The following is a 26,426-nucleotide window of genomic DNA, read 5'->3' as shown; positions in this document are numbered from 1 at the left end:
CGACCGCACTCGTCGTACGCTTCATCCGGCAAGTCGGGATCACAGATCATACGAAGGTGTTATGGAAAGCGTCGCCCCGCAGATAACCGTCGTTGTACCTACATACAACGAGCGCGAGAACCTGCCAAAGCTCGTCGATCGCCTCGCCGCGTTGAAGATCCCGAACCTGCACGTCCTCGTGGTGGATGACAACTCCCCCGACGGAACGGGCGAGGTTGCGGACAAGTTGGGTATCGATGGTCCCATCCCGGTCGGAGTGCTTCACCGCACGGTCAAGGACGGTCTCGGCCGTGCTTACGTCGCGGGCATGAGCCGGGCTCTGGCAGAGAACGCAGACATCGTCATTCAGATGGACGCAGATCTCTCGCACCCGTCCGAAGCGATCCCCGCCATGATCGAGATCCTCACCACTACCGATGCGGCAGTCGTTCTCGGCTCCCGCTACGTCGAAGGCGGCGCAGTCGCCGGCGACTGGCCGTGGCACCGCAAGGCTTTGTCCGCCTGGGCGAACTTCTACGTCAACGCCATTCTGCGACTGCACGTCAAGGATGCGACCGCCGGCTTCAAGGCTTGGCATGCAAAGACCTTGCGCGACATCGACGTCGAATCGGTGCAGAGCAACGGCTACGCGTTCCAGGTCGAGATGAACTACCGAGTTGTTCAGCGCGGCATGAAGATCGCCGAAACGCCCATCCGCTTCGAGGAGCGCACCGAAGGCGTCTCCAAGATGAGTCTCTCGGTTCAGTTGGAGTCTGCTCTGGTGCCGTGGAAGCTCAAGTTCGGCAAGAAGTCCCTGTGACCTCGGCGGCCGATCGAAAGTAGTCGGCCGTCTGCGTGTCCGACGGGTAGAACGATTCGATCGCAATCTCTGCGAGCGTGACGTCGCGCGGCGTACCGAACACGGTGGTGGTGCTGAACATCGCCAGTTCGGTATCGCCGACGCGTACACGCAACGGAACCAGCAGGGAATTCGCGCGGTCGTCGTGCCAGTCTCCGCCGCTCGGATAGGCGCGCAGCTCGTCGAGCAACGACGACAGCTGCGCATCCGCACTGACCTCCACTTCCCGAGCCAGCCTTGTGAGCAGGTGGGCCCGCCACTGCGCGAGGTTCACGATCCGCGGCGCCATGCCCTCGGGATGCAAGCTCAGACGCAATACGTTCACCGGTGGTTCCAGGAGGAAATCAGCGGCGCCCGCGGTCAAAATTCCCACGGCCTGGTTCCCGGCGACCATCTCCCACTGCTGATCGACCACCACGGCCGGATACGGGTCATGCGCGTCGATGATGCGATCGATAGCCTCACTCACCGCTGACATCGGCGCTTCTGCCAACGACTTCTGCGAGTACTCCGGCGCGTGGCCACTTGCCAGCAGAAGCGTGTTCTGTTGTCGTAGAGGAACATCCAGACATTCGGACCGGTGAAGGATCATGTCCCGGCTTGGTTTGGAGCGGCCGGTTTCGATGAAGCTCAGATGCCTGGTCGACACTCCTGCCGCGGCCGAGAGACCCAACTGAGTGAGCCTTCGCCGCTCCCGCCACCGCTTGAGTTCGGAGCCCACGTCCATCGTCTCGAAGGTCATTCTTTCAAGTTAGCGACCCGAGGTAGCCGAGGCCATGACCTCAGAGGTAATCGACCCGAAGCAGTTTCGGAGGAACAGTGGTCTCAGCCGGCGAGGCCGCCGGACATTCACCACCGGAAACTGATCAAGGGAGCGACCATGAGCGACTTCGACGCAATCGCCGACGCCTACATCGACATGTGGAACGAAACCGAAACCACCGCCCGTAAAGCACGGGTCGAGCAATTGTTCGCACCCGGCGGTCGCTACACCGATCCGCTCGCGGACGTCACCGGACACGATCAGATCGACGCGATGATCAACGCTGTGCAGCAACAATTTCCGGGCATGCACTTCACCCTCGTCGGACCGGTGGACGCGCATCACCGACAGGCTCGATTCGGTTGGGCTCTCGGCCCGTCGGGGGCCGAGTCACTGATCGACGGATTCGACGTACTCGAACGCGACGACGACGGCCGGGTGACGCTTGTCCTCGGGTTCCTCGACAAGGTGCCTTCGGCCTGAATCGGGACTACCACCGACAGCGTTCGTCACGAAGGCTGTCGGTGGTTCGTGGCATCATCGGTGCCGATGAACGCCGACGGATTTACCTGGTCCACACCGATTCCCGAGTCCGAGGGTGCTGAGTACGGCGCTCACACGTTGACCGTCAACGGCCTTCCGACCGTCTATCGAACCGCCAAGACGACGCCGACCAAGCTCGGTCAGTTCGTCACACTGTGGCGCCGTTCCGAAGCCGGGCCCATCCGCCCCTTCGACATCGGCGACCGCGTGATGCTGTTCGTGGTGAAGGTATACGACGAAGAGCGTTCGGGGCACTTCGTCTTTCCCGTCGAAACCCTCGTCGAACACGACATCGTCTCGACGAACTTCTCCGGCGGTAAGCGCGCTGTCCGGGTCTATGCGCCCTGGGTTACGCCGACCAGCGCGCAAGCAGTCAGAACTCAGCGCTGGCAGATCCGGCATTTCGGCGAGTTCCCTGATGTACTCAGCTCGACTGTGTTCAGCTCAACTGCGTTCAGCTCAACTGATACGTCGCGATGATGACGCCTGTTGTCGTAGGGACGCTGTCGGTGAGGGTGAACTGAGCGAGCGCAGCTCCGTCGGGGAACAATCTGCGCCCGGTTCCGAGAACCAGCGGATGTATCAGCAGAGTGTAGGTGTCGACGAGACGTCGCGCGGCCAAGGACGTGATCAAGTCGCCGCTGCCCAGAATCACCAGATCCGGGCCCTCACTTTCCTTGAGCGTGGCGACCGCGTCGGCGGCATCACCTTTCAACAAGGTCGAGTTCTTCCACGGCAGCGGTTCACCCAAAGTCCTTGACGCTACGTACTTCTGCGTGTTGTCGAGCACCTCGGTAAACGGATTGTCGGTCTGAAACGGCCAGTACGAGGCGAAGTTTTCGTAGGTTTTGCGTCCGAACAGCAACGCCGATTTCTTCGCCATCCCCTCCCCCATCTTCTGCGCCATGACGGAATCGTTGAAGGGTGCTGCCCACCCACCGTGCTCGAATCCGCCACGACGGTCCTCGTCCGGCCCACCAGGTGCCTGCATGACACCGTCGAGAGTCACGCTGTTGGTCACGCTGAGTTTTCTCATAACTTCGATCCTGCGCCTGAAGGACCATCGGGGAAAGAGAAAACGGGCGGTCCTTCTCGATTGAGAAGGACCGCCCGTCAGCTTCGAACGAGAATCAGGAGCCGATCAGCCGTGCGGCCAGGTAGCTTTCCACCTGATCGAGGGCGACGCGTTCCTGCGCCATGGAGTCACGCTCACGCACCGTCACAGCCTGGTCTTCGAGAGTGTCGAAGTCGACCGTGATGCAGAACGGTGTGCCGATCTCGTCCTGGCGACGGTAACGACGACCGATGGCGCCGGCGTCGTCGAACTCGACGTTCCAATTCTGACGCAGCTGCGCTGCAAGATCTTTGGCCTTCGGCGTCAGGTCCGCGTTACGCGAGAGCGGCAGAACGGCAGCCTTGACGGGAGCGAGTCGACGATCCAGGCGGAGCACTGTGCGCTTGTCGACGCCGCCCTTGGAGTTGGGCGCCTCGTCCTCGGTGTAGGCGTCGACCAGGAAGGCCATCAGCGAACGCGTGAGACCGGCCGCCGGCTCGATGACGTACGGCGTGTACCGCTCGCCCGTCGTCTGGTCGTAGTAGTTCAGCTCGGTGCCCGAGTGCTTGGAGTGCGTCGAGAGATCGAAGTCGGTACGGTTCGCGATACCTTCGAGCTCGCCCCATTCGCTGCCCTGGAAGTGGAAGCGGTACTCGATGTCGGTCGTGCCCTTCGAGTAGTGCGAAAGCTTTTCCGGCGCATGCTCGTACAGACGCAGGTTGTCCTTGTTGATACCGAGGCCGGTGTACCAGTCAAGGCGGTAGTCGATCCAGTACTGATGCCACTGCTCGTCCTCGCCCGGCTTGACGAAGAATTCCATCTCCATCTGCTCGAACTCGCGGGTGCGGAAGATGAAGTTGCCGGGGGTGATCTCGTTGCGGAAGCTCTTGCCGATCTGGCCGATGCCGAACGGCGGCTTCTTACGCGAGGTGGTCAGCACGTTGGCGAAGTTCACGAAGATGCCCTGAGCGGTCTCGGGGCGAAGGTAGTGCATACCCTCTTCGCTCTCGACGGGGCCGAGGTACGTCTTGAGCATCATGTTGAAGTCGCGCGGCTCGGTCCACTGGCCGACGGTGCCGCAGTCGGGGCAACCGATGACATCCATCGAGACGTCGTCCGGGTTGTCGAGCTTCTTCTTCTCCGCGTACGCCTCCTGCAGGTGATCCTGACGGTGACGCTTGTGACAGTTGAGGCACTCGACGAGCGGGTCGTTGAAGACACCGACGTGACCGGACGCGACCCACACCTCGCGGGGCAGGATCACCGACGAGTCGAGGCCGACGACGTCCTCGCGGCTGGTGACCATGTTGCGCCACCACTGGCGCTTGATGTTCTCCTTGAGCTCGACACCCAATGGGCCGTAGTCCCATGCGGACTTGGTACCGCCGTAGATCTCACCGCACGGGTAGACCAGGCCTCGCCGCTTGGCGAGATTGACAACGGCTTCGATCTTGGACTTGGGTGCCACTCGATTGCTCTCCATCTGGGTAATAGATGCATGATTTTCGTGCGCTTTTCGCACCATCAGCCTATCTGGCGGCTGCCACGCACTTCCGTCCAAGGTTGACATGCATACTTGTGCATATCAAAATGAAAGTGATTTGCAATAATGTGGTGAGATGGCTATGCCCGGACATCATGATCTACCCCTCGAAGGAGCCTCGCTGTGAGCATTGCGGATACCGGCGATCTCCACAAAAGCCATGATCATTCCGACCTCGGACACACGCACGACCCGTTCGAAGCCGCACCGCCCGCGCCCGTGCCGCCCAAGGAAACCCTGGCGGTCGCCGGCGAAATTCTGCGGGCGCTCGCTGCACCCGTTCGGATCGCGATCGTGCTTCAGTTGCACGAGTCGGAGCGTTGCGTTCACGAACTCGTCGGAGCTCTCGGTGTCACTCAGCCACTCATCAGCCAGCATCTGCGCGTACTCAAAGCAGCGGGCGTCGTCCGCGGCGAGCGCAACGGACGAGAAGTTCTCTATCGACTCGTCGACGATCACCTCGCACACATCGTCGTCGACGCTGTCGCCCACGCCGAAGAAGGATGAGATTCCACCGCATGAACACCCCGGGCAGTACGACCTCGAAACGTGGACCGGCCACAGTCGGCGTTCGTTCCACGAAACAGCGCAGCGCCATCTCCGCCCTGCTCGACGACATCGACGAATTCAAGTCGGCACAGGAATTGCACGACGAACTGCGCAAGCGAGGTGAAGGCATCGGCCTGACCACCGTCTACCGCACGCTGCAGGCACTCTCCGACGCCGGAACCATCGACGTCCTACGCACCGACACAGGTGAGTCCGTCTACCGACGCTGCTCCTCCGGGCACCACCATCACCTGGTGTGCCGCAACTGCGGATTCACCGTCGAGGTCGAGGGCCCGACGGTCGAGCAGTGGTCACAGACCATCGCCGAGGACAACGGTTTCACCGAAGTGAGTCACACCGTCGAGATCTTCGGCACCTGCCGCGACTGCGCCGCCGCCTGAGAGCGTCAGGGAATCAAACCCTGCCGGGCGGTATCGGCACCGGTGAGCGCCAGTAGCAACATCGTGGTCAGTGCCTCGTCGTCCAGTCCGGCGGCAGGGAACGTGTAACGCAGGATGACGTCCGCCAGACTGCCGTGGCCGAACACCGCGATGGAGCCGAATTGGATGGTGCGATTCCGCTCGGCCACCTTGCGATGCAGTGCCGCGCTCACCGGTCGGTCCCATGCGAGAACGCACGTCATGGACAGCACGTCCAGACCCTCGGACAGATTCATCGCCTGGATGGAACACAGCGCGCCGGAGTATTGGAAACCCAGTGATCCGTCGGCGGCAACATCAACCGTCACGAAATGCGCCAGCGAGGCGGCCGCGCGTTCTTGTAGGCGGGCTGCTTCGTCGGTGGTGTCGGTCATGTTCTCCCCTGTCATTTGACGCCACCGAATCTACGGTCGCGTGAGGCGTACTCGACGCAGGCGGCCCAAAGGTCGCGGCGGTCGAAATCGGGAAACAGCTTCTCCTGGTACACCATTTCGGCGTAGGCGGATTGCCAGATCAAGAAATTGGACGTCCGCTGTTCCCCCGACGGACGCAGGAAGAGATCGACGTCCGGCATGTCGGGTTCGTCGAGGTACTTGGCAACCGTCGCCTCGGTGATCTTGTCCGGATTGATCTCACCGGCCGCGACACGCTTCGCGATTTCCTTTACCGCATCGGCAATTTCGGCCCGGCCGCCGTAGTTCACACACATGGTCAAGTTCATGACGGTGTTGTTCTTGGTCAGCTCTTCGGCGATCTCGAGTTCCTTGATCACGCTGGCCCACAGGCGTGGCTTACGACCGGCCCAGCGAACACGCACACCCATTTCGTTCATCTCGTCGCGTCGACGGCGGATGACATCACGGTTGAAGCCCATCAGGAATCGAACCTCGTCGGGACTGCGCTTCCAGTTCTCGGTGGAGAAGGCGTAAGCGGAGAGCCACTCGACACCCATCTCGATGCACCCGCAGACGGTGTCCATCAGGACAGCTTCGCCGCGTTCGTGCCCGGCGGTTCGGGGCAGACCGCGCTCCTGCGCCCATCGTCCGTTGCCGTCCATCACCAAAGCGACGTGGCGCGGGATCAGTTCGGTCTGCAGGATCGGCGGGGTCGCCCCGGACGGATGTGGGTCCGGTGGTCGGATCACCCGGTCAGCAGCAGAATCAAGCGGAGTTCGCGGTTCGCGTCGTCGAATCACGTGTTCCATCCTGCCTCACGGGCAAGTCGACCTCGACGGCTGCATGCGGCCTCGAACGCTCGATCAGCGGCAACGTCCGCAATTGGCGCTCGAGATGCCACTGCAGGTGTGCCGCGACCAGTCCGCTGGCTTGCGTCCGCAGCGTCGCGGGCGCCGAATCGGTACCCTCCCACTCCCCTCGGAGCAGGGCTTCCATCAAGTCGAGCACTCCGGGCGACGGCGTCGCAGCACCCGCCGGGCGGCAATAGGTACACACGGCTCCGCCTGCGGCGACATGAAAGGCCCGGTGCGGTCCAGGAGCACTGCAGCGGGCGCACTCTTCGAGGGCAGGCGCCCAACCCGCATAGCCCATGGCTCTCAACAAGAACGCGTCGAGCACGAACTCGACCGGTCGTGCCTGCTCGGCGATCGCACGCAGTGCTCCCACCGTCAATCGCTGAAGCTGCGGGGCCGGCGCGCGTTCCTCGCCGGCCAACCGCTCGGCAGTTTCGAGTACGGCGCAGGCCGTGGTGTACCGGCTGTAGTCGTCGACGATGTCGGTGGCGAATGCGTCGACCGTCTGCACCTGAGTGATGATGTCGAGATTCTTGCCCGGAAGTAGTTGCACGTCGATGTGAGCAAACGGTTCGAGTCTGGCACCGAATTTGGAGGTGGTTCGGCGGACACCTTTGGCCACGGCACGTACCAACCCGAACTGACGGGTGAGCAACGTGACGATGTGGTCGGCTTCGCCCAGTTTGTGCAGGCGCAGCACCACCGCCGTGTCTCGATACAACCTCACTCGACCAGTGTCCCACGTTGTACCGACGACCGATCCCGATGCCGCGCCCGATGACAAGTCGGAAACACGGCAGGTCCGTCCGGATAGACTGGCGCGATGCCGAGCGACGCAATTGTGCAACCTGTCACTGCAGAGTTGACCGGTCGCGAAGCGCGGTGGGAGCGACACAACTCCGAGCGTCAGAAACGGATACTCACCTCGGCGGTCGAACTGATCGAAGAGCGTGCGGCAGGTGCCGAGGTGTCCGTCCAGCAGATCGCCGATCGTGCCGGCCTCGCCAAGTCGGTGGTGTACCGCCAATTCAGCGGCCGAGACGACCTCGATCGACGAGTGCGAGCGTTTGTGCTCGGCCAATTTGCGGCGGCCCTGGATGCTTCGATGAGCATTTCGGTAGGCACTCTCGACCAGATCCTGACCCGAACCATCAGCGCCGTCGCCGAGTGGATCACCGAGCATCCGCGGATTCACGAGTTCATGGGTACCGGCCCCACCGACTACGACGACGAGAGCATCGACGCGATCAGCAGTCTGAAGGCCACAATCGCCGACTCCGCCCGCACCACTATCACCGAAGTCGGTCGATCCGTGGGGATCGACTCCTCACCCTTCGATTCACTACCGTTCGCAGTGGTGACAATGGTCGAGGGCACGCTCACCCACTGGGTCCGAAGCACCGATCCGAAACCGAGCCGCGAAGAGATCGTCGCCGACCTCGCGAAATACACCTGGTACATGTTCGACGGCGTTGCCCGCTCGAGCGGACTACAGATCGATCCCCATGTCGAATTGTCCACGCTCATAGCCGAGCTGGTGTCCTCCGACGGAGGAACTTCGCGGCCGGACTAGATCCGGGTCTTGTCGGAACGCTTCGGCTCGCCGCGGTAGCGGGCGTAGTCGCCGTCGATGCGCAGCTTTCGCCACGCACGCTTCGACACCGGATTCATCAATCCGAGTTCGTCTGCCAGGGCTCGCATTTCGCCGAAGTAGTTACCCAGGATGCGGCGTGAATGCGGGCTCCCCCAGAAGGCGCTCTTCATCACCTCGTCCGGGATTCCGAATTCTTCGGCGAATTCCTTTGGCGGTGACATGATTTCACCCGCAAGCCAACGCATCGCGCCGGGGAAGGCGACCGATGTGATGGCTCGACTCGTACGACTGAGTCTGGGGACGTGATTGCGCAGGAACTCGTGAGCAAACGAGATGTGTCTCGCTTCTTCGGCGATGTGGATCTCCATGGTGCGGAGCATCGCCGGCGGCGTGTCCTTACCCTCACGGATGAGATCCTTCTGGAAGTGGTCGATCGGTTCTTCACCAGCCAGAATGCCGATGAAGAAGATGACCGGGAACTTTGCTCCCAGCACTCCGATGATCGGCGACAGTCGCCGGAACATCGGACGCATACCCGGCACGTCGATGTCCATGCGATTGACGAGTTCCTGGAACATCTGGATGTGATTGCACTCTTCGGTCATCTCGTGCAGGCAGTACCGGAACTCAGGCGACTGGTTGGGTAGCGCCATGATGTATTGCAGCATTCCCCGGATCAAGATGCTCTCGAAGGCCGAACCCACCTTGGTCACGTTCGCCTGACGCCACATTCCCATGGCGATTCGACGCTCCAACGACTGATCCTGGTACCACTGCGTCGCCCCGAGGGGGTCCGACACGGACGAGAGCACCCATCTCGGATCATGCGGATCGATCGCGAACTCTGGTGAATCCCAGTCGATGTCGAGATAGGGATCGAAACTGCGGGCAACTGAGCCCTCGGACAAAGTCTGCAGTACCTGGTGGTACGGCTTTTCCACTTCGATCGACGCTGACCGAGCCATCGGTGTCTCCTCACGGCCAGTCCGTCGATTGCAGTCGACGGACTTGAATGAGGTCAAACATAATGGGACACCGCGTCCCACGCAACCCCCTCGGGGGGCCTATTTCAGGCCCGACGCAGCGGGATGATCTCGCGAACCTTCTCGTCCCGGAGATACAGTCCCGCCCACATGACGATTCCGGTGTAGACGGCAAACAGGGTCGTGCTCAGCAGAGGCTGTTCAGCTCGAAGGTTGGTCAACACCGCTCCCCCCAGGTAACCGGTGAGCAGAATCGCGCCGAGTATCGACGTTCGCGGAATCACGTACAGCGCAAGGCAGATCAGTTGCACCACCCCAGCCGTCAATGCCAGCGAGTCCGGCAACCCAAGTTCAGCCGACGCATCCTTGACTGTCTGAAGGTTGAGAATGTGGATGATGCCGTCGAAGAGCATGAAAACGACGAACAGCCCACTCAGGACGTATCCGAGCTTGCGAGCCGTGGCCGAAGGTGTCGTCGTCGTGGCGTTACCGGAAACAGTGTGGACGGGCTGGGTGGTCATCGGAATCTCCTGGGGCGAAGGCGAGCGGCCGGTTGCCACTTCGCTTGCAATTACGACTCCCGCGCGATCGAAAACTCATCGCGCCGGCCGTTACAACGCACCCGGCGTTCAGGACGATTCACCTCACGTGGTCTGATGGACGGTGACACGGGGTGCCGAAAAAGTCGGCTGAGATCAGACCCGATGAACCTGACCAGTTAGCACTGGCGGAGGGATGTCGACGTGACCGAACAGCAATTTCAGCGCGCATTGAACCTCGACGAGCAGATCGTTCTGATCACCGGTGGCGCCCGCGGGCTAGGCGCCGCACTGAGCCGAGCATTCTCCCGCTCGGGCGCCCGCGTAATCGTGAACTACAACAAGAGCCGCGATGCCGCCGAGGCCCTGGTCGCCGAACTGGGTGAGGATCGCACCTTCGCAGTCCAGGCGGACGTGACGGACCGCAGTTCCGTCGACCAGTTGTTCTCCGCTGCACGCGAGAGATTCGACGCACCGATCTCGACCGTGGTCGACAATGCACTGGTCGACTTCTCGTTCAACGGCGATGCACGGCCGAACGCGGACACGATCACCCGGGCCGACTTCGACTCTCAACTACGCGGAGCTGTTGCCGGAACACTCAATACCACCCAGGCAGCGCTACCAGGCATGCGCGAACTCGGCTTCGGCCGAATCATCACTGTCGGAACCAATCTGGTCCAGAATCCGGTAGTTCCGTACCACGACTACACCGCTGCCAAGGCCGCACTGTTGGCACTGACACGGACGCTGTCCGCCGACCTCGGTCCGGACGGGATCACAGTCAACATGGTCTCGGGCGGCTTGCTCCGCACCACCGATGCGAGCGCCGCAACACCGGAAGCCGTGTTCGACATGATCGCGGCAAGCACTCCCCTGCGCCGAGTCACCACGCCGGACGAATTTGCCGACGCTGCACTCTTTTTCGCCTCCCCATGGTCGCGGGCCGTGACCGGCCAGAACCTGGTTGTCGACGGCGGACTCGTCAAGAACTGATGGGCGCACAGCTGCGGATAGGTGCGTTCCTGCTCGGTTGCGGACATCACAGTGCGGCATGGCGTCATCGCGACTCACCGGTCGAAAGTCTCGGCGACATAACGTATTACGAGTCGCTCGCCCAGATCGCCGAACGCGGCAAGCTGGACGCCGGCTTCTTCGCTGACGGTCACAGTGTTCGCGAACCCGAGTCGGGTGCGTCGTGGTTTCTCGAGCCGATCACCGCATTGACTGCCATGGCACGAGCGACAGCGGACATCGGCCTGGTGACCACCATTTCCACCACTTTCTACACGCCGTTTCACGCGGCGCGACTGTTGGCCTCGCTCGACCACATCAGCGGCGGACGGGCCGGCTGGAACGTCGTGACCTCGATGTTCGACCAGGAGGCGCGCAACCACGGACTCGAGGCGATGCCCGATCACGCATCCCGATACGAACGAGCCGACGAATTTGTCGAAGTGGCCCTCGCATTGTGGGATTCATGGTCGGAAGACGCGCTGATTCTCGACCGGTCGGGGCGTTTTGCCGACGCAAACAGGATTTCTCGAATCGATCACGACGGCAAACATTTTCGGGTGGACGGGCCGTTGACGGTTCCGCGCTCCCCGCAAGGCCGGCCGGTGTTGTTCCAGGCCGGGGCGTCCGAGCAGGGCCGCGATCTGGCGGCGCGTCGCGCCGAGGCAATCTATTCGGTTGCCTACGACTTACCCAGCGCACAGGCCTACTACGCGGACGTGAAATCGAGAATCGAGCGAGCCGGCCGGGATTCGAACTCTGTCGCCGTGATGCCGGGACTGGTCACCTACGTCGGCAGCACCGTCGCCGAGGCCAGGGCGAAGAAGGCCGAACTCGATCTCCTGCTGCCCACCGAACAGTCGATACGCCAACTCTCGTTGTTCACCGGACAGGATTGCGAGAACTGGGATCTCGACGGGCCCGTGCCCCCGTTGCCTCCACTCGAAGCGTTCACCGGGCCGCAGGGACGCTACGCCACTATTTTGCGGATCGTCAAGAAGGACGCACCGACTGTGCGGGAGCTCCTCGGGACGCTCGCTGCGGGTGGTGGTCACGCAACGATGATCGGAACACCGGAGTCGATTGCCGACGAGATGGGATCCTGGTTGAACGGCCGCGGTGCCGACGGTTTCAATCTGATGCCGCCGACCTATCCGCAGGGTCTGGAAGATTTTGTCGATCACGTGATTCCGGTGCTGCAGGCGCGTGGGTTGTTCCGTCGCGAATACGAGGGAGCGACTCTGCGAGAAAACCTCACCTAGTCCGGCAGTAGCGGCACCGACAGGTCCGGATCGCGTCCCAGGAGCACTCCCCTCGTGAGGGCCGCGGAGCCGAACTTCTTCCGGACACTGTCCATTGCCGAGTCGAGGGCGGCAGTGTCCGGACCCGCGAATCCTGGACCGTCGAAGGGCAATTCGAGTTGTTCGGCGCCGTCCCTATCCAGGTTGGAGACAGCGACACCGATCAACGTGATGCCCTTGTCCGCGATCATCGGTATCGCTTCGTCCAGCAGCACCATCGAGGCGTTCAGCAATTCCGCTGTGTCGGCGGTGGACCGGCGCAGCGTGTGAGATCGAGTTGCCCGCGTGAAATCCGCGAAGCGGAGCCGGAGCGTGACCGTGCGCCCCGTCCGCTGCGCCGAACGCATGCGTCGACTGACACGGTCGACAAGAGACATCAACGACGCATCGAGTTCTGCGCGGGGATGGGATCCGCGACCCAGCGCATGCTGAGCACCCATCGAACTGCGGCCACGATAGGCGCGGACGGGGCGCGGATCTCGATTGTGTGAGAGTGCGTAGAGATGGCGACCGGCGCCGCCCCCGAGAATCGAGACGATCGAGGATTCGTCGTGCCGAGCGATGTCACCCACCGTCACGATGTCGAAGTTTCGCAGCTTCTGGGCCGTGATCTTGCCGACGCCCCACAGCTTCTCGACCGGCAAGGGATGCAGGAACTCGGTCTCGCCCTCCGGCGGCACTCGCAGCAATCCGTCGGGTTTCGCGAATGCACTGGCGACCTTGGCCAGGAACTTGGTGCGTGCGATTCCGACCGTGATCGGTAGTCCGACCTGCTCGGCCACATCGCGTCTGAGGTTGGCTCCGATCTGCAGCGGGTTTCCCACGATCTTGGCGAGCCCGCCGACCTCGAGAAAGGCCTCGTCTATGGAGATTCCTTCGACCAGCGGCGACGTGTCGTGAAAGACGTCGAACACGTCTTTGCTCGCCTGCGAGTACGCCGACATTCGCGGAGGGACGACTATCGCCTGAGGACACAGTGATCGGGCTTGACCACCGCTCATGGCTGTGCGAACCCCGAACGCCTTGGCCTCGTAGCTTGCCGCCAAGACCACCCCACCACCGACGATGACCGGCCTGCCGGCCAGAGTCGGGTCGTCGCGTTGCTCGACTGATGCGTAGAACGAATCGAGGTCCGCATGCAGGATTGTTGCGTCACCTGTGGACCGACTATCGCCAGAATGATTACCGCCGGAACGAGCACCGCCAGGGTGATTACCTGGCGTTTCTTGATCCAGCGGTTCATGCGACACGAACATATGTTCCCATGCGCCACCGACACAATGAAAGGCCGCAAATAGATTCCATGGAATTAATCACGAATCGGGCGTACGGTGAAAGAATGATTCCACGGAATGCATATCGGTTCGGAGTCTGCTCTTGACCAGATCAGCCCTGAGCAGGCACTTCGACAACCTCGTCCGCTTCGAAACCGAACTGTGGACGGCCGTCGACCAGCGACTCCGAATCGAGCACGACCTGCCACTGAGTCGATTCGAGCCGATGCAGATCATCGACAGGCTCGGCTCCTGTCGGGTCTTCGACATCGCCGAGGCCCTCGCGATCACCGTCGGTGGCACGAGCAAGCTGGTGGATCGAATCGAAGCGCCTGGACACTGCCGTCGAAAATCCAATCCCACCGACAAACGATCCTCACTCATCGAGTTGACTCCCGAGGGCAATGAGCTGTTGCGGCGGGCGAAGGCAACGTTCGACGACGAATTGGAGCGCCGTCTCGGTTCCGTGCTGACGCCCGACGCTCTCGATCGATTCGGCGCCACACTGGCCACGCTGCGTGAAGCCAATCGAAACCTGACACCGACCACGAAGGAAAAAGCATGACCGGCACAATGCGCGCAATCGTACTCGACGCCCCCGGCCCGCCAGAAGCATTGACTATCAAAGTGATTCCGATACCCGTGCCGATTGCGGGCTGGGTACTGGTCCGGGTGAAGGCTTTCGGCCTCAATCGATCCGAACTTCACACCCGCCTCGGCCTCGCCGAAGGCGTGACATTCCCGAGGGTGCTGGGCATCGAGGCCGTCGGCGAAGTGGTGAACTGCCCCGGCGGGGAGCTCACCGAAGGCCGGCAAGTCGCCGCCATGATGGGTGGGATGGGGAGGACGTTCGACGGCGGTTATGCCGAGTACACGTGCGTTCCCGTCAGTCAGGTCGTTCCCTTCTCGAGCGAACTGGACTGGTCGACAGTGGGAGCTGTTCCCGAGATGCTGCAGACGTCCTACGGCTCGCTGACGGTAGGACTGGACGCGAAATCCGGTCAATCCCTGTTGATCCGGGGAGGAACCTCCTCGGTCGGCATGGCAACCGCAGTCCTGGCGAAGCAGTGGGGGCTCACTGTCCTTGCGACCACCCGAGATGCGAACAAAGCGTCGTCGTTGACCGCGATCGGGGTTGACCACGTTATCGTCGACGACGGTGCTGTGGCCGGCCAGGTTCGAGACATCCTCCCGGGCGGTGTTGATCTGGCCCTCGAATTGGTCGGAACACCAACACTTCCCGACACGTTGCGCGCGACCCGCGTTCACGGCACCGTATGTTTCACGGGAATGCTGTCCAACGAGTGGACAGTCAAAGACTTTTATCCGATCGACTACATTCCACGCGGAGTGCGATTGACCTCGTACGGTGGGGACGCGTCCGACCTGCCTGCCGGCGTACTGCAAGACTTCCTCTCCGCTGTGGCATCAGGCGAGGCGGTGGTACCGATCGACGAGGTGTTCGCGTTCGAGGACATCGCGCGAGCACATGCCAAGATGGAAGCCGGTACGGCACGTGGCAAATTGGTAGTTGTGCTCTGACCTGGCTTCTCACACCACGAATCGATAACCCATTCCTGCCTCGGTGATCAGATGCTTGGGGTTCGCCGGGTCATCCTCGAGCTTCCGACGAAGTTGAGCCAGGTAGACACGCAGATAGTGGGTCTCGGTGTCGTACGCCGGTCCCCACACTTCCCGAAGCAACTCCTTCTGCCCGACCAGCTTTCCGCGGTTGCGCACAAGCATCTCGAGCATGCCCCACTCGGTCGGAGTCAGGTGCACCTGTTCACCGCGCCGACTCACTGTTTTCGCAGCCAAGTCCACCGTGAAGGACGCGGTCTCGACCGACGGTTCCGAAGTGTCCGCCGCGGAGGTTCCCCGCCTCGCCGCAGCGCGCACGCGGGCCAGAAACTCGTCCATCCCGAAGGGCTTGGTGACGTAGTCGTCCGCACCGGCGTCGAGAGCCTCGACCTTGTCCGCGGAATCCGTGCGCGCCGACAGCACGATGACCGGCGCCGTGCACCAGCCACGCAGGCCGGCAAGCACTTCGGTGCCGTCCATGTCGGGCAGTCCGAGATCGAGTACCACGACGTCCGGTGGACGCTCGGCAGCAGCCCGCAAGGCACCGGCGCCCGTCGACGCGGTCACCACCTCGTACCCGCGCACCGAAAGATTGATACGCAGAGCTCGCAGAATCTGCGGTTCGTCGTCCACTACCAGGATTCGACTCATGATCCATTCCCATTCGTACCGGCCGCAGCCAACTCCACGATCATCGTCAATCCCCCACCAGGTGTGTCTGTGGCGCTGACCGTTCCGCCCATCGCATCGACAAACCCGCGCACCACGGAAAGTCCGAGGCCCACTCCGCCGGTGTTGTCGCGATCTCCCATCCGTTGGAACGGCTGGAACATCGTTTCGGCCTCACCTCGCGGAACACCTGGGCCCGTATCGGCAACACTGATCACCACACGATCACCGAGTTGCGCCGCCCCGACGCGCACCGGGGTTTCTCCCCCGTAGCGCAGAGCGTTGTCGACGATGTTCGCAATCACCCGCTCGAGCAGACCTTGATCTGCTTGCACTGCAACGGTACCCACGTCGACGACTACACTTCGAGCCCGCGAATCCGAGCGTCCACCGATGCCGAGGCCCAGCAACGCGCGGTGAACCACCTCGTCCAGATACACCGGCCGGAGCGTGGGTTTCACCACCCCGGCGGCAAGGCGGGACGAGTCGAGCAAGTTCCCGACCAGTGCCGTCAACTGATCCGCCGACTCCTCGATGGTTGCCAACAATTCAGCGGTGTCTTCGGGCGAGAACTCGATGTCGTCGCTGCGCAGACTGGACACCGCCGCCTTCACTCCGGCGAGAGGCGTTCGCAGGTCATGGCTTACCGCTGACAGCAGGGCTCGCCGCAGTTGATCAGCCTCGGTGAGCGCGGCAGCCTTGCTCGCCTCGACTGTCAGTTTCTCCTGGCGGATCATCCCAACTGCTTGGTGAGCGCCCACCGTCAACACTCGTCGATCCCGCGCACTCAGGTCGGGCCCAGCCAACAACAGCGCGTATTCCCCGTCGTTGACCTCACAGACCGTATCCGCTTCGTCGTCCGTGGTCGGCGGCTGCGTACCCACGGCGGCGATGACTCCGTCGTCGTGATGAATGACGGAAACCCCTCGCTGGCGATAGATTTCGAGTGCCTTCGCCAGAAGTGTCGACAGATCCGCTCCGCGGAGAACTGATCCCGCGAACAGTGTGAGCAGTTCGGCTTCCTCGGATGCGCGCTTCGCCTCGCGGGCGCGCTTTGCTGCGGCGTCGACCAGAACTGCAACTGCCACAGCCACGATCAACAGCACGACAGTGGTGATGAAGTTGTCAGGTTCGGCGATGGTGAAGCTGTACCGCGGATCGGTGAAGAAGTAATTGAGCAGCAGTCCCGAGATCAGGGCCGACAATATCGCCGGGCCGACGCCGCCGAGGAGGGCAACCAGAACGACCACGACGAAGAACAGCGCGTTCTCGCCGTTGACCCCGGAGATTCGGTCGACGAGACCCATGATCGCGGCCGCGAGCGAAGGCACGACGATCGCCGCAATCCACGACAGGACCCGGCGCTCCGAGCGCCCCAGCACCGAAATGCGTCGTCGCGCCGTCGCTTCCTCGTGCGTGACCATGTGAACGTCGATACCACCGGACTGCTGAACCACCGCAGCGCCGATCCCCTCGTCGAGGATGCGAGCCAGGCGGGAACGCCGCGACGTTCCCAGCACCAACTGTGTGGCGTTCTCCTCACGCGCGAACTCGAGGAGCGTCGACGGTACGTCGTCACCGACAACAGTGTGAAGCGTGGCGCCGACTCCGACAGCCAACGCGCGCACCTTCCCCATCTCGGGGGCCGAGACACCGGTGAGTCCGTCACCGCGTACGACGTGGACCACCATCAGCTCGGCGCTCGACTTCGACGCGATTCGAGATGCGCGTCGTACCAGGGTTTCCGACTCCGGTCCCCCGGTCACGGCAACGACGACACGCTCGCGCGCCTCCCAGGTATCGGTGATCTTGTTCTCGGCCCGGTATTTCGCCAGTGCGGCGTCCACCTGATCGGCCACCCACAGCAGTGCCAGTTCGCGTAGCGCCGTGAGGTTTCCGCGTCTGAAGTAATTGCCCAAGGCCGCATCGACCCGTTCCGGTGAATACACGTTTCCGTGAGAAAGTCTGCGGCGCAGCGCCTCCGGGGTGATGTCGACCAGCTCGACCTGCGCCGCACTACGCACTACCGCGTCCGGAACCGTCTCCTGCTGAACCACGCCGGTGATGTGCGCGACAACGTCGTTGAGGCTTTCGAGGTGTTGCACGTTGACCGTGGACAGAACGTCGATCCCGGCTTCGAGCAGTTCCTGTACGTCCTGCCAGCGCTTGTGATTCTTGCTCCCTGGCGTGTTGGTATGTGCCAACTCGTCCACCAGGACAAGGGCCGGACGCCGAGCCAACACGGCCTCGACGTCCAGTTCCGGCATCCGTGTTCCGCGATAATCCACCAGCTTGGGCGGCACTGTTTCGAGGTCTCCGATCTGCGCCGCGGTGCGGGCGCGGCCGTGTGTCTCCACGACGGCCGCGACCACGTCACAGCCACGATCTCGACGCCGATGAGCCTCACCGAGCATCGCGAAGGTCTTTCCGACGCCAGGCGCAGCGCCGAGGTAGATACGCAATTCACCACGTTTGCGTGCCCTACCGAAAGATTGACCGACCTTCTCCGAAGAACTCACGTGACAATCATCCACCAGTCGTCGGTGCAGCACACGTAGGTGCCGTCAATCCGAGTGCCAGGTTCAATTCCAGGACGTTGACTCGCTCGGCTCCGAGAAATCCGAGTTGCCGACCGTCGGTGTGCTCGGCCACCAAGTCCCGCACCTGGTCTTCCGAGATGCCGTTGTTCGCCGCCACCCTCGCGACCTGCAGTTCGGCGTACGCCGGACTGATGTGGGGATCGATACCCGAGCCCGAACCGGTGACTGCGTCGACGGGAACCGATGCAGGGTCGACACCCTCACGTGCCGCGATGGCTGCCCGGCGCTCGATGACGAATCCGGCCAGAATCTCGCTGCTCGGCCCCTGGTTGGACGGCAGTGCCGCAGCGGGATCACCGGTGGCAAACGGATCCTCGTCCGAAACGGATCCGACAACACGATTGTGGAAGAACGGGTCCTGCTGCCCTTCGGCGACCTGCAGATCGACACCCACCCAGGCACTGCCGACCACGCAACCGGCGGCATCGGTGACCGGTGAGCCTTCGGCAGATCCGGAGCTGATCCGGCTGACACCCCACACCGCGGCGGGATAGACCACACCGAGAACGACGGTGAGCGCGAGCAATACGAGCAAACCCGCCCACACCTGTTTGGCAAAACCGATAGTGAAACGCATGTCAGGTCACCCAATTCCAGGAATCAAACGTACGACGAGATCGATCAACCAGATACCGACGAACGGTGTGATCACACCGCCGAGACCGTAGACGAGCAGGTTACGTCCGAGCAACTGCGATGCCGTCGACGGTCGGTATCGAACGCCCTTGAGTGCCAACGGAATCAAACCGATGATCACCAAGGCGTTGAAGATCACGGCCGAAACGATCGCCGATTCGGGGGTGGCGAGACGCATGATGTTCAACGCGTCCAGCTGCGGGTAGATGCCGCTGAACAAGGCCGGCAGGATTGCGAAATACTTCGCCAGGTCGTTCGCCAACGAGAATGTGGTCAACGCGCCGCGGGTGATCAGCAATTGCTTGCCGATTTCCACCACCTCGATCAGCTTGGTGGGATCGGAGTCGAGATCGACCATGTTCCCGGCCTCTTTGGCTGCCGAGGTTCCCGTGTTCATCGCGACCCCGACATCGGCCTGGGCAAGGGCGGGAGCATCATTGGTCCCGTCACCGGTCATCGCGACGAGACGTCCGCCTTCCTGTTCCTTCCGGATCAGGGCCAGTTTGTCTTCCGGGGTGGCCTCCGCCATGAAGTCGTCGACGCCCGCCTCGTCGGCAATCGCCTTCGCGGTCAACGGATTGTCGCCGGTGATCATGATCGTGCGAATACCCATCGCCCGGAGTTCGGCGAACCTGTCAGCCATTCCCGGCTTTACGACGTCGGACAACGCGATCACGCCGAGGATCGAGGTACTCTCACCATGCTTGACGGCAACTACCAGCGGCGTTCCGCCCGCTTGGGCGATGTCGTTCACGGTGTCGGTCACCGCGCTCTCCGCGTGTCCACCGCCACTGACGACCCAGTTCATCACCGCATCTGCTGCACCCTTTCGGATTTGGCGTCCGGAGTGGTCGAGTCCGCTCATCCGGGTTTGTGCCGTGAACGGAACGAACTCGGCGCGTTCTTCGTCCAACGTCGGCTCGGCAGCGAGACCGAAATCCGCTGCGCACAGCTCGACGATGCTCCGTCCCTCGGGAGTTCCGTCGGCCAGGCTCGACAAGCGAGCTGCCGCAGCAAGATCGTCGGCGGATACACCGGGCGCCGGATGGAGTGCGGTGGCCCGGCGGTTACCGAAAGTGATGGTTCCGGTCTTGTCCATCAACAGGGTGTCGATGTCGCCCGCAGCTTCCACCGCGCGCCCCGACATCGCGAGAACGTTGCGCTGGACGAGGCGGTCCATGCCCGCGATACCGATCGCCGAGAGCAGCGCTCCGATGGTCGTCGGGATCAGGCAGACGAGAAGTGCGATCAGCTTGATCGGATCCTGCTCGTGCCCCGCGTACAAGCCCATCGGGCCGATGGCTACGACGGCGAGGAGGAAGATGACGGTCAACGACGCGAGCAGGATGTTGAGCGCAATCTCGTTGGGTGTCTTCTGACGTGAAGCACCCTCGACGAGCGCGATCATCCGGTCCACGAACGAACTGCCCGGTGCTGCGGTGATTTCCACGACGATGCGGTCCGAGAGAACCGTCGTACCACCGGTGACGGCGCACCGGTCACCACCGGATTCACGGACCACCGGCGCGGATTCACCGGTGATCGCCGATTCGTCTACGGAGGCAATACCTTCGACCACGTCGCCGTCGCCGGGGATGACCTCGCCGGCAACCACTATCACCCGATCGCCGACCACCAGTTCGGTGCCGGAAACCGATTCGATCGCACCGCTCATCGTGATCCGATGTGCTGTGGTGTCCTGCTTCACCTTTCGCAGGCTCGCCGCCTGCGCCTTGCCGCGCCCTTCGGCCACGGATTCGGCGAGGTTCGCGAAGATCACCGTGAACCAGAGCCACAGGGTGATCACCCAGGAGAACACCGAGGGATCGGCGATCGCCATGACAGTGGTGATGACGGAACCGACGAACACCACGAACATGACCGGGTTGCGGGCGAGGTGGCGTGGGTCGAGTTTGCGCACGGCCCCCGGCAACGCGGTGATCATCTGCCGCGGGTTGAAAACGCCAGCGTGTACTTGACGGGACTGGCCTGGATCAACCTTGTCGGCAGCGTCTTGCGCTACCACGGGTTTCTCACTGATACGCACGGTCATTGAAGAGCCTCCGCTAGCGGGCCCAGCGCGAGGGCCGGGAAGAATGTAAGTGCAGCAACAAGAACGACGGTGCCGGTCAACAAACCGGTGAACATCGGTCCGGACGTCGGGAGGGTGCCGGCCGTCGGCGCCACCTTCTTCTGCGAGGCAAGAGCACCGGCCAAAGCGAGAACGAAGATGATCGGCAGGAATCGGCCGAGAAGCATGCAGATTCCGAGAGACGACTGGAACCAGTCGCTGGTGACCGTCAGACCGCCGAAGGCGCTGCCGTTGTTGTTGGAGGCGGAGGCGAAGGCGTAAAGCACCTCACTGAACCCGTGGATCGATCCCGGCGTGCCCGGATCTCCCCCATTGCCTTGATAACCGGTGGTCGAACCGAGGATGACGGTGATGGCGGTACCGATCAAGACCAGCGCGGGCATGACCAGAATCGACAGCGCCGCAAGGGTGATCTCGCGTCGACCCAACTTCTTGCCGAGATATTCGGGCGTGCGACCGACCAGCAGTCCGCCGACGAACACTGCGATCAATGCCAGCACAAGAATCCCGTAGAGGCCGGTTCCGACTCCACCTGGCGCAATTTCGCCGAGCAACATGTTGAGCAGGACCGCGCCGCCGCCGAGGGGTGACATGCTGTCGTGGGCCGAGTTCACCGCGCCCGTCGACGTTCCCGTGGTCGCCACCGCGAACAACGCCGATCCGGGGATTCCGAAGCGAACTTCCTTGCCCTCCATCATCGAACCAGCTGCTGTGGCGGCAACACCGCGTGCGCCGGATTCGGCAGCGAGCGTGACTGCGAGCAGCCCGCTCCACAGGATTCCCATCACTGCCAGCAGGGTGAGGCCTTGCCTACGATCCCCGACGAGAGTTCCGAACGTTCGGGTGAGGCAGACCGGAATCAACAGGATCGCCAGGATCTCGACGACATTGCTCAACGGGGTGGGGTTCTCGAACGGGTGCGCCGAGTTGGCAGCCAAGATCCCGCCACCGTTGGTGCCGAGTTCCTTGATCGCTTCCTGGGACGCGACGGGGGCCAGTGCATTGGTGACCGCATTGCCGTCGAGGCCGGTGGAGGCGAAACCGCTGTGGAACGACTGGATCACTCCCTGGCTCAACAGGATCAGGGCGATCACGAAGGAGAACGGGAGGAGGATGCGCAGAGAACCACGCGTCAGATCGACCCAGAAGTTGCCGATCTCGCCGCCCCTGGCCACCCGAATGAAGCCGCGAACCAATGCGATGGCCACCGCCATGCCGACCGCTGCCGAGACGAAGTTCTGCACCGCCAGACCGACGGGCTGAACGAAGTTGCTCATCGTCGTTTCCGGCGTGTACGACTGCCAGTTGGTGTTCGCCACAAACGAAATCGCGGTGTTGAACGCTACGGCAGGACTGACCCCGGACAGACCGTCACTCAGCGGCAGTACTCCCTGAATCCGTTGCAGGAAGTACAGGAACAATGCGCTGGCCAGCGAGAATCCGAGAACGCTTGCGGCGTAGCCGTACCACGTCTGCTCGGCCCTCGAGTCGATCCGACCGACGCGGTAGATCACACTCTCGACCCGAAGATCTCGCGTCGACGAGTAAACACGCGCCATGTAGTCGCCCACCGGAACGTAGGCGATTGCCAGAACGACGAGGACAAAAGCGATCTGCAGGCCGGCTGCAAGAGCGGGCGACATCAGAACCTCTCAGGATCTACGAGTGCAACGAGCAGGTAAATGACCAATGCCGCGGCGACGGCGATCAGAACCACGCTGACCACACCGGCAACCGTCATTTGGGAGCGCTCGCCTGTAGGGCGCGCAGTACCAGCGCGCACACGAGAAAACCGCCGAGAATCAGAGCAACGTAGGCCAGATCGGCCATGAGCTTCCCTCTTCGAAATCTTTTGCCGTGCTGCTGTGCATCGCAGCCATGACGCGCGGTCGCCCTCGACCGGATGCGCTCTCTCAGCTTCGACCTCCGGAAAGGCCGATTCCGCGTCTCTGACGATCCGCTTACGCACTGACCTGGCGTCTTGACGCGATCTTGACGCGAAACCGAAGTTCACTAATACTGAAACAAGTTACTGTTCGTTCGAACGAACAGTTTTGCGAAGGGAACCTGATGACTTCTCGAACCGACCACGATCTCGCCCCCGGTCTTGTCGACCAGGTTGCGAGTCTGGCCTCGGGCGCCACCTCGTCCGTCGCGGCCACGGAGGCAACGCTGAGCCGGATCGAGGCCACTCAGCCTCACCTCAATGCGTTCAAGATCGTGCGGCGCGAGAAGGCACTCGAGGAAGCTGCCGAGGCCGACAGGCGTCTCGCACTCGGCGAGCGCCTACCTCTTCTCGGCGTGCCGATCGCAGTGAAGGACGACGTCGACATCACCGGCGAACCCACCGCCTTCGGTTGCCCTGGCGATTTCCCGGCCAAGACCGAGGACTCGGAGATGGTTCGACGCCTCCGCGACGCCGGCGCAGTGATCGTGGGCAAGACCAACAGCCCGGAATTGGGCCAGTGGCCCCTTACGAGCGGTTCAGCCTTCGGTTACACGCGCAGTCCGTGGTCGCGTCACCACACTCCAGGCGGATCGTCGGGCGGCACCGCCGCGGCCGTCGCCGCCGGATTGGTCAGCGCCGGAATCGGTTCCGACGGTGCCGGTTCCATCCGAATCCCTGCGGCCTGGACCAACCTCGTCGGAATCAAACCGCAGCGCGGGCGCATCTCCACCTGGCCCGACGCCGAAGCGTTCTACGGCCTGACGGTCAACGGCCCGCTCGCTCGCACCGTCGCCGACGCGGCACTGCTGCTCGACGTCGCTGCCGGCAACCATGACGGCGACCTCCACAAGCCGACACCGGTCACCGTCAGCGACGCGGTGGGACGCGACCCCGGAAAACTGAAAATCGCGCTTTCCCTTCGCAATCCGTTCACCGCCACTCCCGTGAAGCTGGACCCGGAAGTGCGCCTGGCCGTGCATTCGATCGCCGACACGCTGCGGGAGCTCGGACACCACGTCGTCGTCGACGATCCCGCATACGGCCTGATCTTCGGCCTGAACTTTCTGCCCCGCTCACTCGTCGGGGTCCACGACTGGCTCGGACGCGTTCCCGACCCGACACTGGTCGATGCCAGAACACGCGGAAATGCCCAGAACGGCAAGCTACTTCGCGGCGCACCTCTGCGCGCGGCCCGCGCGGCCGAGCCACGGATGCGAAAGCGGATCGGAGCGATCTTCGACACCTACGACGTCGTCCTGGCACCCACGACGGCAACTCCACCGATCATGGCGACCGCGATCGACGGCATCGGTGGCTGGGACACAGACAAGGTCATGACCGGCGCCTGCCCGTACGCGTGGCCGTGGAACGTCCTCGGCTGGCCCTCGGTCAACGTGCCGGCCGGATTCAGCAAGGCCGGCCTGCCCATCGGTGCGCAGTTGATGGGCAACGAGAACACCGAACCTCTGTTGGTCTCCCTCGCTTCACAATTGGAATCGGTCCTGCGTTGGGATCAGATCCGCCCCGAGCCGTGGTGGTGACCCGATGAGTAACCGGGACGTCCGCGAGCGAATACTCGACGCCGTTCTGCACGTCGTCGGTACCGACGGCATCCCGGGTGTGAGCAACCGGCGCATCGCCGCGCAGGCCGGCGTCTCACTCGGATCGATCACGTATCACTTCGCGAGCCAGTCGGACATGCTCCGCGCTGCTCTGTCTCGTTTCGTGACCGACGAGACGACGCGCCTGCGCGCCTTGGCCGAGGAGTACCGCGACAAAGGTCTGAGCGTCGAGGACGCCGCGGCAATAGCCGAAAAGGTGACGCGAGATCTTTCGTTCTCGGCCGAGCGGATCGCGCCGTTCGAGATGTACATCGCCGCCGGGCGCGACCACGAACTCCACGAAGTCGCCGTCGAATGCTTCGCCGCCTACGACGATTTGACCGTCACGATTCTGACGGCACTCGGTGTACCTGATCCGGAGTCGATTGCATCGACGCTCGTCGCCGTCATCACCGGCCTCCAACTCCGACGCCTGGCCACCGGCGTCGACGAGCAGGACATCGGCGCGGCGATCCTCAGGGTCCTCCGGCCCTAGAAGCCCAGCCGGCCGAGCTGCTTCGGGTCGCGCTGCCAGTCCTTGGCGACCTTGACGTGCAGCTCCAGGAAGATCCGCACACCGAGCAGCTTCTCGATCTGCAGGCGCGCACTGGTACCGACTTCCCGCAGACGCGCTCCGCCCTTACCGATGACGATGCCCTTCTGACTGGGCCGCTCGACGTAGAGCAGTGCATGCACGTCGAGCATCTCGCCCTGCTTCTCGGTGCGACCCTCACGCGGGATGACCTCCTCGATCACCACAGCCAGGGAGTGCGGCAATTCTTCGCCGAGCCCCTCGAGCGCAGCCTCACGGATCAGTTCGGCCATGAGCACCTCTTCGGGCTCGTCCGTCAGTTCCCCGTCCGGGTAGAAGGCCGGGCCCTCGTCCATCAGACCGGCGAGGACGTCGACCAGGATCTCGACCTGTTCACCCGACTTCGCGGACACCGGAACGACCTCGGATTCGGGGCCGAGCAGGGTGGACAGCGCGAGCAACTGCTTTCCGACGGCGTCGCGGCTGACCTTGTCGATCTTGGTCACGATGCCGACAAGCTTGGTCTTGGGCGCCATCTGACGGACCTGCTGCACGATCCAGCGGTCTCCGGGCCCGATGGCCTCGTCGGCCGGGATGCACAGGCAGATGACGTCGACCTCGGAGTACGTGTCGCGAACCAGGTCATTGAGGCGCTGCCCGAGCAAAGTGCGGGGCTTGTGCAGTCCAGGGGTGTCCACCAGGATCAGCTGCGCATGCTCGCGGTGAACGATGCCGCGAATCGTGTGGCGCGTCGTCTGCGGGCGCGAGGACGTGATCGCGATCTTGCTGCCGACCAACGCGTTGGTCAGCGTGGACTTGCCCGTATTGGGTCGACCCACGAAACACACGAAGCCTGACCGGAATTCGTTCTTGCTCATAACTGCTCCTCGCTGAACTCTCGCTCAGTCATCGGTGTCTTCTGTCTCTTCGTCTTCGGACGGCGGGATGCGCTGCACGAACACCGTGCTGATGCGTACCCGGCCTCGGCCCGTATTGGTTCCCTCGCCGCGCAGGATCAAACCGTCGTACTCCACTTCGGAACCGGGAAGTGGCACTCGGCCGAGTACGTATCCGATCAGCCCG

28 protein-coding genes, 1 pseudogene and 1 riboswitch are annotated in these 26,426 nt (G+C 62.7%); of the genes and pseudogenes, 12 read left to right on the top strand and 17 right to left on the bottom strand.

Going from position 1 to position 26,426, the window contains the following annotated elements; genetic code table 11:
• Nucleotides 1-61 precede the first annotated feature (61 nt).
• Complete coding sequence (locus A2J01_RS17600) at nucleotides 62-799, top strand: polyprenol monophosphomannose synthase (protein WP_003944487.1); 738 nt, start codon at nucleotides 62-64, stop codon at nucleotides 797-799.
• Here the strand turns inward: A2J01_RS17600 and A2J01_RS17595 are convergent.
• Nucleotides 774-1,580 carry a helix-turn-helix domain-containing protein gene (locus A2J01_RS17595; RefSeq protein ID WP_064113211.1) on the bottom strand — a complete coding sequence of 269 codons (807 nt, stop codon included), beginning with the start codon at nucleotides 1,578-1,580 and terminating at the stop codon, nucleotides 774-776. The genes A2J01_RS17600 and A2J01_RS17595 overlap by 26 nt on opposite strands.
• 138 nt (nucleotides 1,581-1,718) lie before the next feature.
• On the opposite strand from A2J01_RS17595, the gene A2J01_RS17590 reads away from it, so the two are divergent.
• Nucleotides 1,719-2,084, top strand: coding sequence for a nuclear transport factor 2 family protein (locus A2J01_RS17590; RefSeq protein ID WP_030536594.1), 366 nt, complete (start codon nucleotides 1,719-1,721; stop codon nucleotides 2,082-2,084).
• 48 nt (nucleotides 2,085-2,132) lie between these two features.
• A complete protein-coding gene (locus tag A2J01_RS17585; protein ID WP_064113209.1) occupies nucleotides 2,133-2,624 on the top strand; it encodes a MepB family protein in 492 nt (163 codons plus the stop codon).
• On the opposite strand, the gene A2J01_RS17580 is transcribed toward A2J01_RS17585, so the two are convergent.
• Nucleotides 2,599-3,180 carry a dihydrofolate reductase family protein gene (locus A2J01_RS17580; protein WP_030536596.1) on the bottom strand — a complete coding sequence of 194 codons (582 nt, stop codon included), beginning with the start codon at nucleotides 3,178-3,180 and terminating at the stop codon, nucleotides 2,599-2,601. The genes A2J01_RS17585 and A2J01_RS17580 overlap by 26 nt on opposite strands.
• Before the next feature lie 94 nt (nucleotides 3,181-3,274).
• A complete protein-coding gene (locus A2J01_RS17575; RefSeq protein WP_003944491.1) occupies nucleotides 3,275-4,666 on the bottom strand; it encodes a glycine--tRNA ligase in 1,392 nt (463 codons plus the stop codon).
• A 198-nt stretch (nucleotides 4,667-4,864) separates the two neighbouring features.
• On the opposite strand from A2J01_RS17575, the gene A2J01_RS17570 reads away from it, so the two are divergent.
• Together A2J01_RS17570 and A2J01_RS17565 are read left to right on the top strand one after the other, a co-directional pair.
• Nucleotides 4,865-5,248, top strand: a complete 384-nt coding sequence (locus A2J01_RS17570) for an ArsR/SmtB family transcription factor (protein WP_064113207.1) — start codon at nucleotides 4,865-4,867, stop codon at nucleotides 5,246-5,248.
• Between the two features lie 11 nt (nucleotides 5,249-5,259).
• Nucleotides 5,260-5,691 (top strand): Fur family transcriptional regulator, encoded by a 432-nt coding sequence (locus A2J01_RS17565; protein WP_003944514.1) that lies wholly within the window; start codon nucleotides 5,260-5,262, stop codon nucleotides 5,689-5,691.
• A gap of 5 nt (nucleotides 5,692-5,696) precedes the next feature.
• Here A2J01_RS17565 and A2J01_RS17560 read toward each other — a convergent pair whose 3' ends face one another.
• Genes A2J01_RS17560 through recO form a run of 3 tightly spaced genes read right to left on the bottom strand, consistent with a single transcriptional unit; the run spans nucleotide 5,697 to nucleotide 7,706 of the window.
• Nucleotides 5,697-6,119: a YbjN domain-containing protein gene (locus A2J01_RS17560; protein WP_019749000.1), complete on the bottom strand. Its 423-nt coding sequence runs from the start codon at nucleotides 6,117-6,119 to the stop codon at nucleotides 5,697-5,699.
• Nucleotides 6,116-6,934 carry an isoprenyl transferase gene (locus A2J01_RS17555; protein WP_003944543.1) on the bottom strand — a complete coding sequence of 273 codons (819 nt, stop codon included), beginning with the start codon at nucleotides 6,932-6,934 and terminating at the stop codon, nucleotides 6,116-6,118. Before A2J01_RS17555 ends, A2J01_RS17560 begins: the two co-directional genes overlap by 4 nt.
• Nucleotides 6,891-7,706, bottom strand: a complete 816-nt coding sequence (gene recO, locus A2J01_RS17550; RefSeq protein WP_029255636.1) for a DNA repair protein RecO — start codon at nucleotides 7,704-7,706, stop codon at nucleotides 6,891-6,893. Before recO ends, A2J01_RS17555 begins: the two co-directional genes overlap by 44 nt.
• Before the next feature lie 96 nt (nucleotides 7,707-7,802).
• On the opposite strand from recO, the gene A2J01_RS17545 reads away from it, so the two are divergent.
• The gene (locus A2J01_RS17545) at nucleotides 7,803-8,552 is read left to right on the top strand and encodes a TetR/AcrR family transcriptional regulator (RefSeq protein WP_003944575.1); all 750 of its coding nucleotides are present in this window, start codon (nucleotides 7,803-7,805) and stop codon (nucleotides 8,550-8,552) included.
• Here A2J01_RS17545 and A2J01_RS17540 read toward each other — a convergent pair.
• Nucleotides 8,549-9,538, bottom strand: a complete 990-nt coding sequence (locus tag A2J01_RS17540) for an AurF N-oxygenase family protein (protein ID WP_003944493.1) — start codon at nucleotides 9,536-9,538, stop codon at nucleotides 8,549-8,551. The genes A2J01_RS17545 and A2J01_RS17540 overlap by 4 nt on opposite strands.
• Nucleotides 9,539-9,642: 104 nt before the next feature.
• Entirely contained in the window at nucleotides 9,643-10,077 is a 435-nt protein-coding gene (locus tag A2J01_RS17535; protein WP_054781580.1) for a DoxX family protein, read from the bottom strand.
• Between the two features lie 138 nt (nucleotides 10,078-10,215).
• A riboswitch (TPP riboswitch) is annotated at nucleotides 10,216-10,309 on the top strand.
• Nucleotides 10,310-10,326: 17 nt separating this feature from the next.
• Here A2J01_RS17535 and A2J01_RS17530 point away from each other — a divergent pair.
• Nucleotides 10,327-11,091, top strand: a complete 765-nt coding sequence (locus A2J01_RS17530; protein WP_064113221.1) for a 3-oxoacyl-ACP reductase — start codon at nucleotides 10,327-10,329, stop codon at nucleotides 11,089-11,091.
• Nucleotides 11,091-12,371, top strand: coding sequence for an LLM class flavin-dependent oxidoreductase (locus tag A2J01_RS17525; protein ID WP_064113204.1), 1,281 nt, complete (start codon nucleotides 11,091-11,093; stop codon nucleotides 12,369-12,371). The genes A2J01_RS17530 and A2J01_RS17525 overlap by 1 nt, the downstream gene beginning before the upstream one ends.
• On the opposite strand, the gene dinB is transcribed toward A2J01_RS17525, so the two are convergent.
• Complete coding sequence (gene dinB, locus A2J01_RS17520) at nucleotides 12,368-13,666, bottom strand: DNA polymerase IV (RefSeq protein ID WP_082900894.1); 1,299 nt, start codon at nucleotides 13,664-13,666, stop codon at nucleotides 12,368-12,370. The two genes, A2J01_RS17525 and dinB, sit on opposite strands and share 4 nt — an antisense overlap.
• A 121-nt stretch (nucleotides 13,667-13,787) precedes the next feature.
• Between dinB and A2J01_RS17515 the strand changes: the two genes are divergently transcribed.
• Complete coding sequence (locus A2J01_RS17515; RefSeq protein ID WP_064113202.1) at nucleotides 13,788-14,249, top strand: MarR family winged helix-turn-helix transcriptional regulator; 462 nt, start codon at nucleotides 13,788-13,790, stop codon at nucleotides 14,247-14,249.
• Nucleotides 14,246-15,226 (top strand): zinc-binding alcohol dehydrogenase family protein, encoded by a 981-nt coding sequence (locus A2J01_RS17510; protein WP_058227193.1) that lies wholly within the window; start codon nucleotides 14,246-14,248, stop codon nucleotides 15,224-15,226. The genes A2J01_RS17515 and A2J01_RS17510 overlap by 4 nt, the downstream gene beginning before the upstream one ends.
• Nucleotides 15,227-15,235: 9 nt before the next feature.
• Here A2J01_RS17510 and A2J01_RS17505 read toward each other — a convergent pair whose 3' ends face one another.
• From A2J01_RS17505 to kdpF, 6 genes are read right to left on the bottom strand one after another with little or no spacing between them, the layout of a single operon-like run.
• Nucleotides 15,236-15,916: a response regulator gene (locus A2J01_RS17505; RefSeq protein ID WP_003944545.1), complete on the bottom strand. Its 681-nt coding sequence runs from the start codon at nucleotides 15,914-15,916 to the stop codon at nucleotides 15,236-15,238.
• Nucleotides 15,913-18,453: a sensor histidine kinase gene (locus A2J01_RS17500; RefSeq protein ID WP_064113200.1), complete on the bottom strand. Its 2,541-nt coding sequence runs from the start codon at nucleotides 18,451-18,453 to the stop codon at nucleotides 15,913-15,915. Before A2J01_RS17500 ends, A2J01_RS17505 begins: the two co-directional genes overlap by 4 nt.
• A gap of 7 nt (nucleotides 18,454-18,460) precedes the next feature.
• The gene (locus A2J01_RS17495; protein ID WP_064113198.1) at nucleotides 18,461-19,111 is read right to left on the bottom strand and encodes a potassium-transporting ATPase subunit C; all 651 of its coding nucleotides are present in this window, start codon (nucleotides 19,109-19,111) and stop codon (nucleotides 18,461-18,463) included.
• 6 nt (nucleotides 19,112-19,117) lie between these two features.
• Entirely contained in the window at nucleotides 19,118-21,223 is a 2,106-nt protein-coding gene (gene kdpB, locus A2J01_RS17490) for a potassium-transporting ATPase subunit KdpB (protein ID WP_050654652.1), read from the bottom strand.
• Entirely contained in the window at nucleotides 21,220-22,905 is a 1,686-nt protein-coding gene (gene kdpA / locus A2J01_RS17485) for a potassium-transporting ATPase subunit KdpA (protein WP_003944472.1), read from the bottom strand. The genes kdpB and kdpA overlap by 4 nt, the downstream gene beginning before the upstream one ends.
• Nucleotides 22,905-23,003 (bottom strand): K(+)-transporting ATPase subunit F, encoded by a 99-nt coding sequence (kdpF, locus tag A2J01_RS17480; protein ID WP_007731078.1) that lies wholly within the window; start codon nucleotides 23,001-23,003, stop codon nucleotides 22,905-22,907. Before kdpF ends, kdpA begins: the two co-directional genes overlap by 1 nt.
• A 329-nt stretch (nucleotides 23,004-23,332) precedes the next feature.
• On the opposite strand from kdpF, the gene A2J01_RS17475 reads away from it, so the two are divergent.
• Both A2J01_RS17475 and A2J01_RS17470 read left to right on the top strand, forming a co-directional pair.
• Entirely contained in the window at nucleotides 23,333-24,751 is a 1,419-nt protein-coding gene (locus tag A2J01_RS17475; RefSeq protein ID WP_064113195.1) for an amidase, read from the top strand.
• A 4-nt stretch (nucleotides 24,752-24,755) separates the two neighbouring features.
• Nucleotides 24,756-25,307: a TetR/AcrR family transcriptional regulator gene (locus A2J01_RS17470; protein ID WP_030536607.1), complete on the top strand. Its 552-nt coding sequence runs from the start codon at nucleotides 24,756-24,758 to the stop codon at nucleotides 25,305-25,307.
• Here the strand turns inward: A2J01_RS17470 and era are convergent.
• Complete coding sequence (gene era, locus A2J01_RS17465; RefSeq protein WP_003944451.1) at nucleotides 25,304-26,221, bottom strand: GTPase Era; 918 nt, start codon at nucleotides 26,219-26,221, stop codon at nucleotides 25,304-25,306. The two genes, A2J01_RS17470 and era, sit on opposite strands and share 4 nt — an antisense overlap.
• A 24-nt stretch (nucleotides 26,222-26,245) precedes the next feature.
• Nucleotides 26,246-26,426, bottom strand: a pseudogene (locus tag A2J01_RS17460) (hypothetical protein); the annotation flags it as partial.

It is taken from the genome of Rhodococcus sp. EPR-134 (assembly GCF_001647205.1).
In the GTDB taxonomy this organism is placed as follows: Bacteria; Actinomycetota; Actinomycetes; order Mycobacteriales; family Mycobacteriaceae; genus Rhodococcus_F; species Rhodococcus_F qingshengii.
Note: the sequence above shows the minus strand (reverse complement) of the source record. Positions and strands in the feature narration are given on the sequence as shown.

What these genes read in the sequence shown, in the direction of transcription:
- A2J01_RS17600 (WP_003944487.1), top strand. Translation starts at nt 62, where the DNA reads ATGGAAAGCGTCGCCCCGCAGATAACCGTCGTTGTACCTACATACAAC.
- A2J01_RS17595 (WP_064113211.1), bottom strand. Translation starts at nt 1,580, where the DNA reads ATGACCTTCGAGACGATGGACGTGGGCTCCGAACTCAAGCGGTGGCGG.
- A2J01_RS17590 (WP_030536594.1), top strand. Translation starts at nt 1,719, where the DNA reads ATGAGCGACTTCGACGCAATCGCCGACGCCTACATCGACATGTGGAAC.
- A2J01_RS17580 (WP_030536596.1), bottom strand. Translation starts at nt 3,180, where the DNA reads ATGAGAAAACTCAGCGTGACCAACAGCGTGACTCTCGACGGTGTCATG.
- A2J01_RS17565 (WP_003944514.1), top strand. Translation starts at nt 5,260, where the DNA reads ATGAACACCCCGGGCAGTACGACCTCGAAACGTGGACCGGCCACAGTC.
- A2J01_RS17560 (WP_019749000.1), bottom strand. Translation starts at nt 6,119, where the DNA reads ATGACAGGGGAGAACATGACCGACACCACCGACGAAGCAGCCCGCCTA.
- A2J01_RS17555 (WP_003944543.1), bottom strand. Translation starts at nt 6,934, where the DNA reads ATGGAACACGTGATTCGACGACGCGAACCGCGAACTCCGCTTGATTCT.
- A2J01_RS17545 (WP_003944575.1), top strand. Translation starts at nt 7,803, where the DNA reads ATGCCGAGCGACGCAATTGTGCAACCTGTCACTGCAGAGTTGACCGGT.
- A2J01_RS17540 (WP_003944493.1), bottom strand. Translation starts at nt 9,538, where the DNA reads ATGGCTCGGTCAGCGTCGATCGAAGTGGAAAAGCCGTACCACCAGGTA.
- A2J01_RS17535 (WP_054781580.1), bottom strand. Translation starts at nt 10,077, where the DNA reads ATGACCACCCAGCCCGTCCACACTGTTTCCGGTAACGCCACGACGACG.
- A2J01_RS17525 (WP_064113204.1), top strand. Translation starts at nt 11,091, where the DNA reads ATGGGCGCACAGCTGCGGATAGGTGCGTTCCTGCTCGGTTGCGGACAT.
- dinB (WP_082900894.1), bottom strand. Translation starts at nt 13,666, where the DNA reads ATGTTCGTGTCGCATGAACCGCTGGATCAAGAAACGCCAGGTAATCAC.
- A2J01_RS17510 (WP_058227193.1), top strand. Translation starts at nt 14,246, where the DNA reads ATGACCGGCACAATGCGCGCAATCGTACTCGACGCCCCCGGCCCGCCA.
- A2J01_RS17505 (WP_003944545.1), bottom strand. Translation starts at nt 15,916, where the DNA reads ATGAGTCGAATCCTGGTAGTGGACGACGAACCGCAGATTCTGCGAGCT.
- A2J01_RS17495 (WP_064113198.1), bottom strand. Translation starts at nt 19,111, where the DNA reads ATGCGTTTCACTATCGGTTTTGCCAAACAGGTGTGGGCGGGTTTGCTC.
- kdpB (WP_050654652.1), bottom strand. Translation starts at nt 21,223, where the DNA reads ATGACCGTGCGTATCAGTGAGAAACCCGTGGTAGCGCAAGACGCTGCC.
- kdpA (WP_003944472.1), bottom strand. Translation starts at nt 22,905, where the DNA reads ATGTCGCCCGCTCTTGCAGCCGGCCTGCAGATCGCTTTTGTCCTCGTC.
- kdpF (WP_007731078.1), bottom strand. Translation starts at nt 23,003, where the DNA reads ATGACGGTTGCCGGTGTGGTCAGCGTGGTTCTGATCGCCGTCGCCGCG.
- A2J01_RS17475 (WP_064113195.1), top strand. Translation starts at nt 23,333, where the DNA reads ATGACTTCTCGAACCGACCACGATCTCGCCCCCGGTCTTGTCGACCAG.
- A2J01_RS17470 (WP_030536607.1), top strand. Translation starts at nt 24,756, where the DNA reads ATGAGTAACCGGGACGTCCGCGAGCGAATACTCGACGCCGTTCTGCAC.
- era (WP_003944451.1), bottom strand. Translation starts at nt 26,221, where the DNA reads ATGAGCAAGAACGAATTCCGGTCAGGCTTCGTGTGTTTCGTGGGTCGA.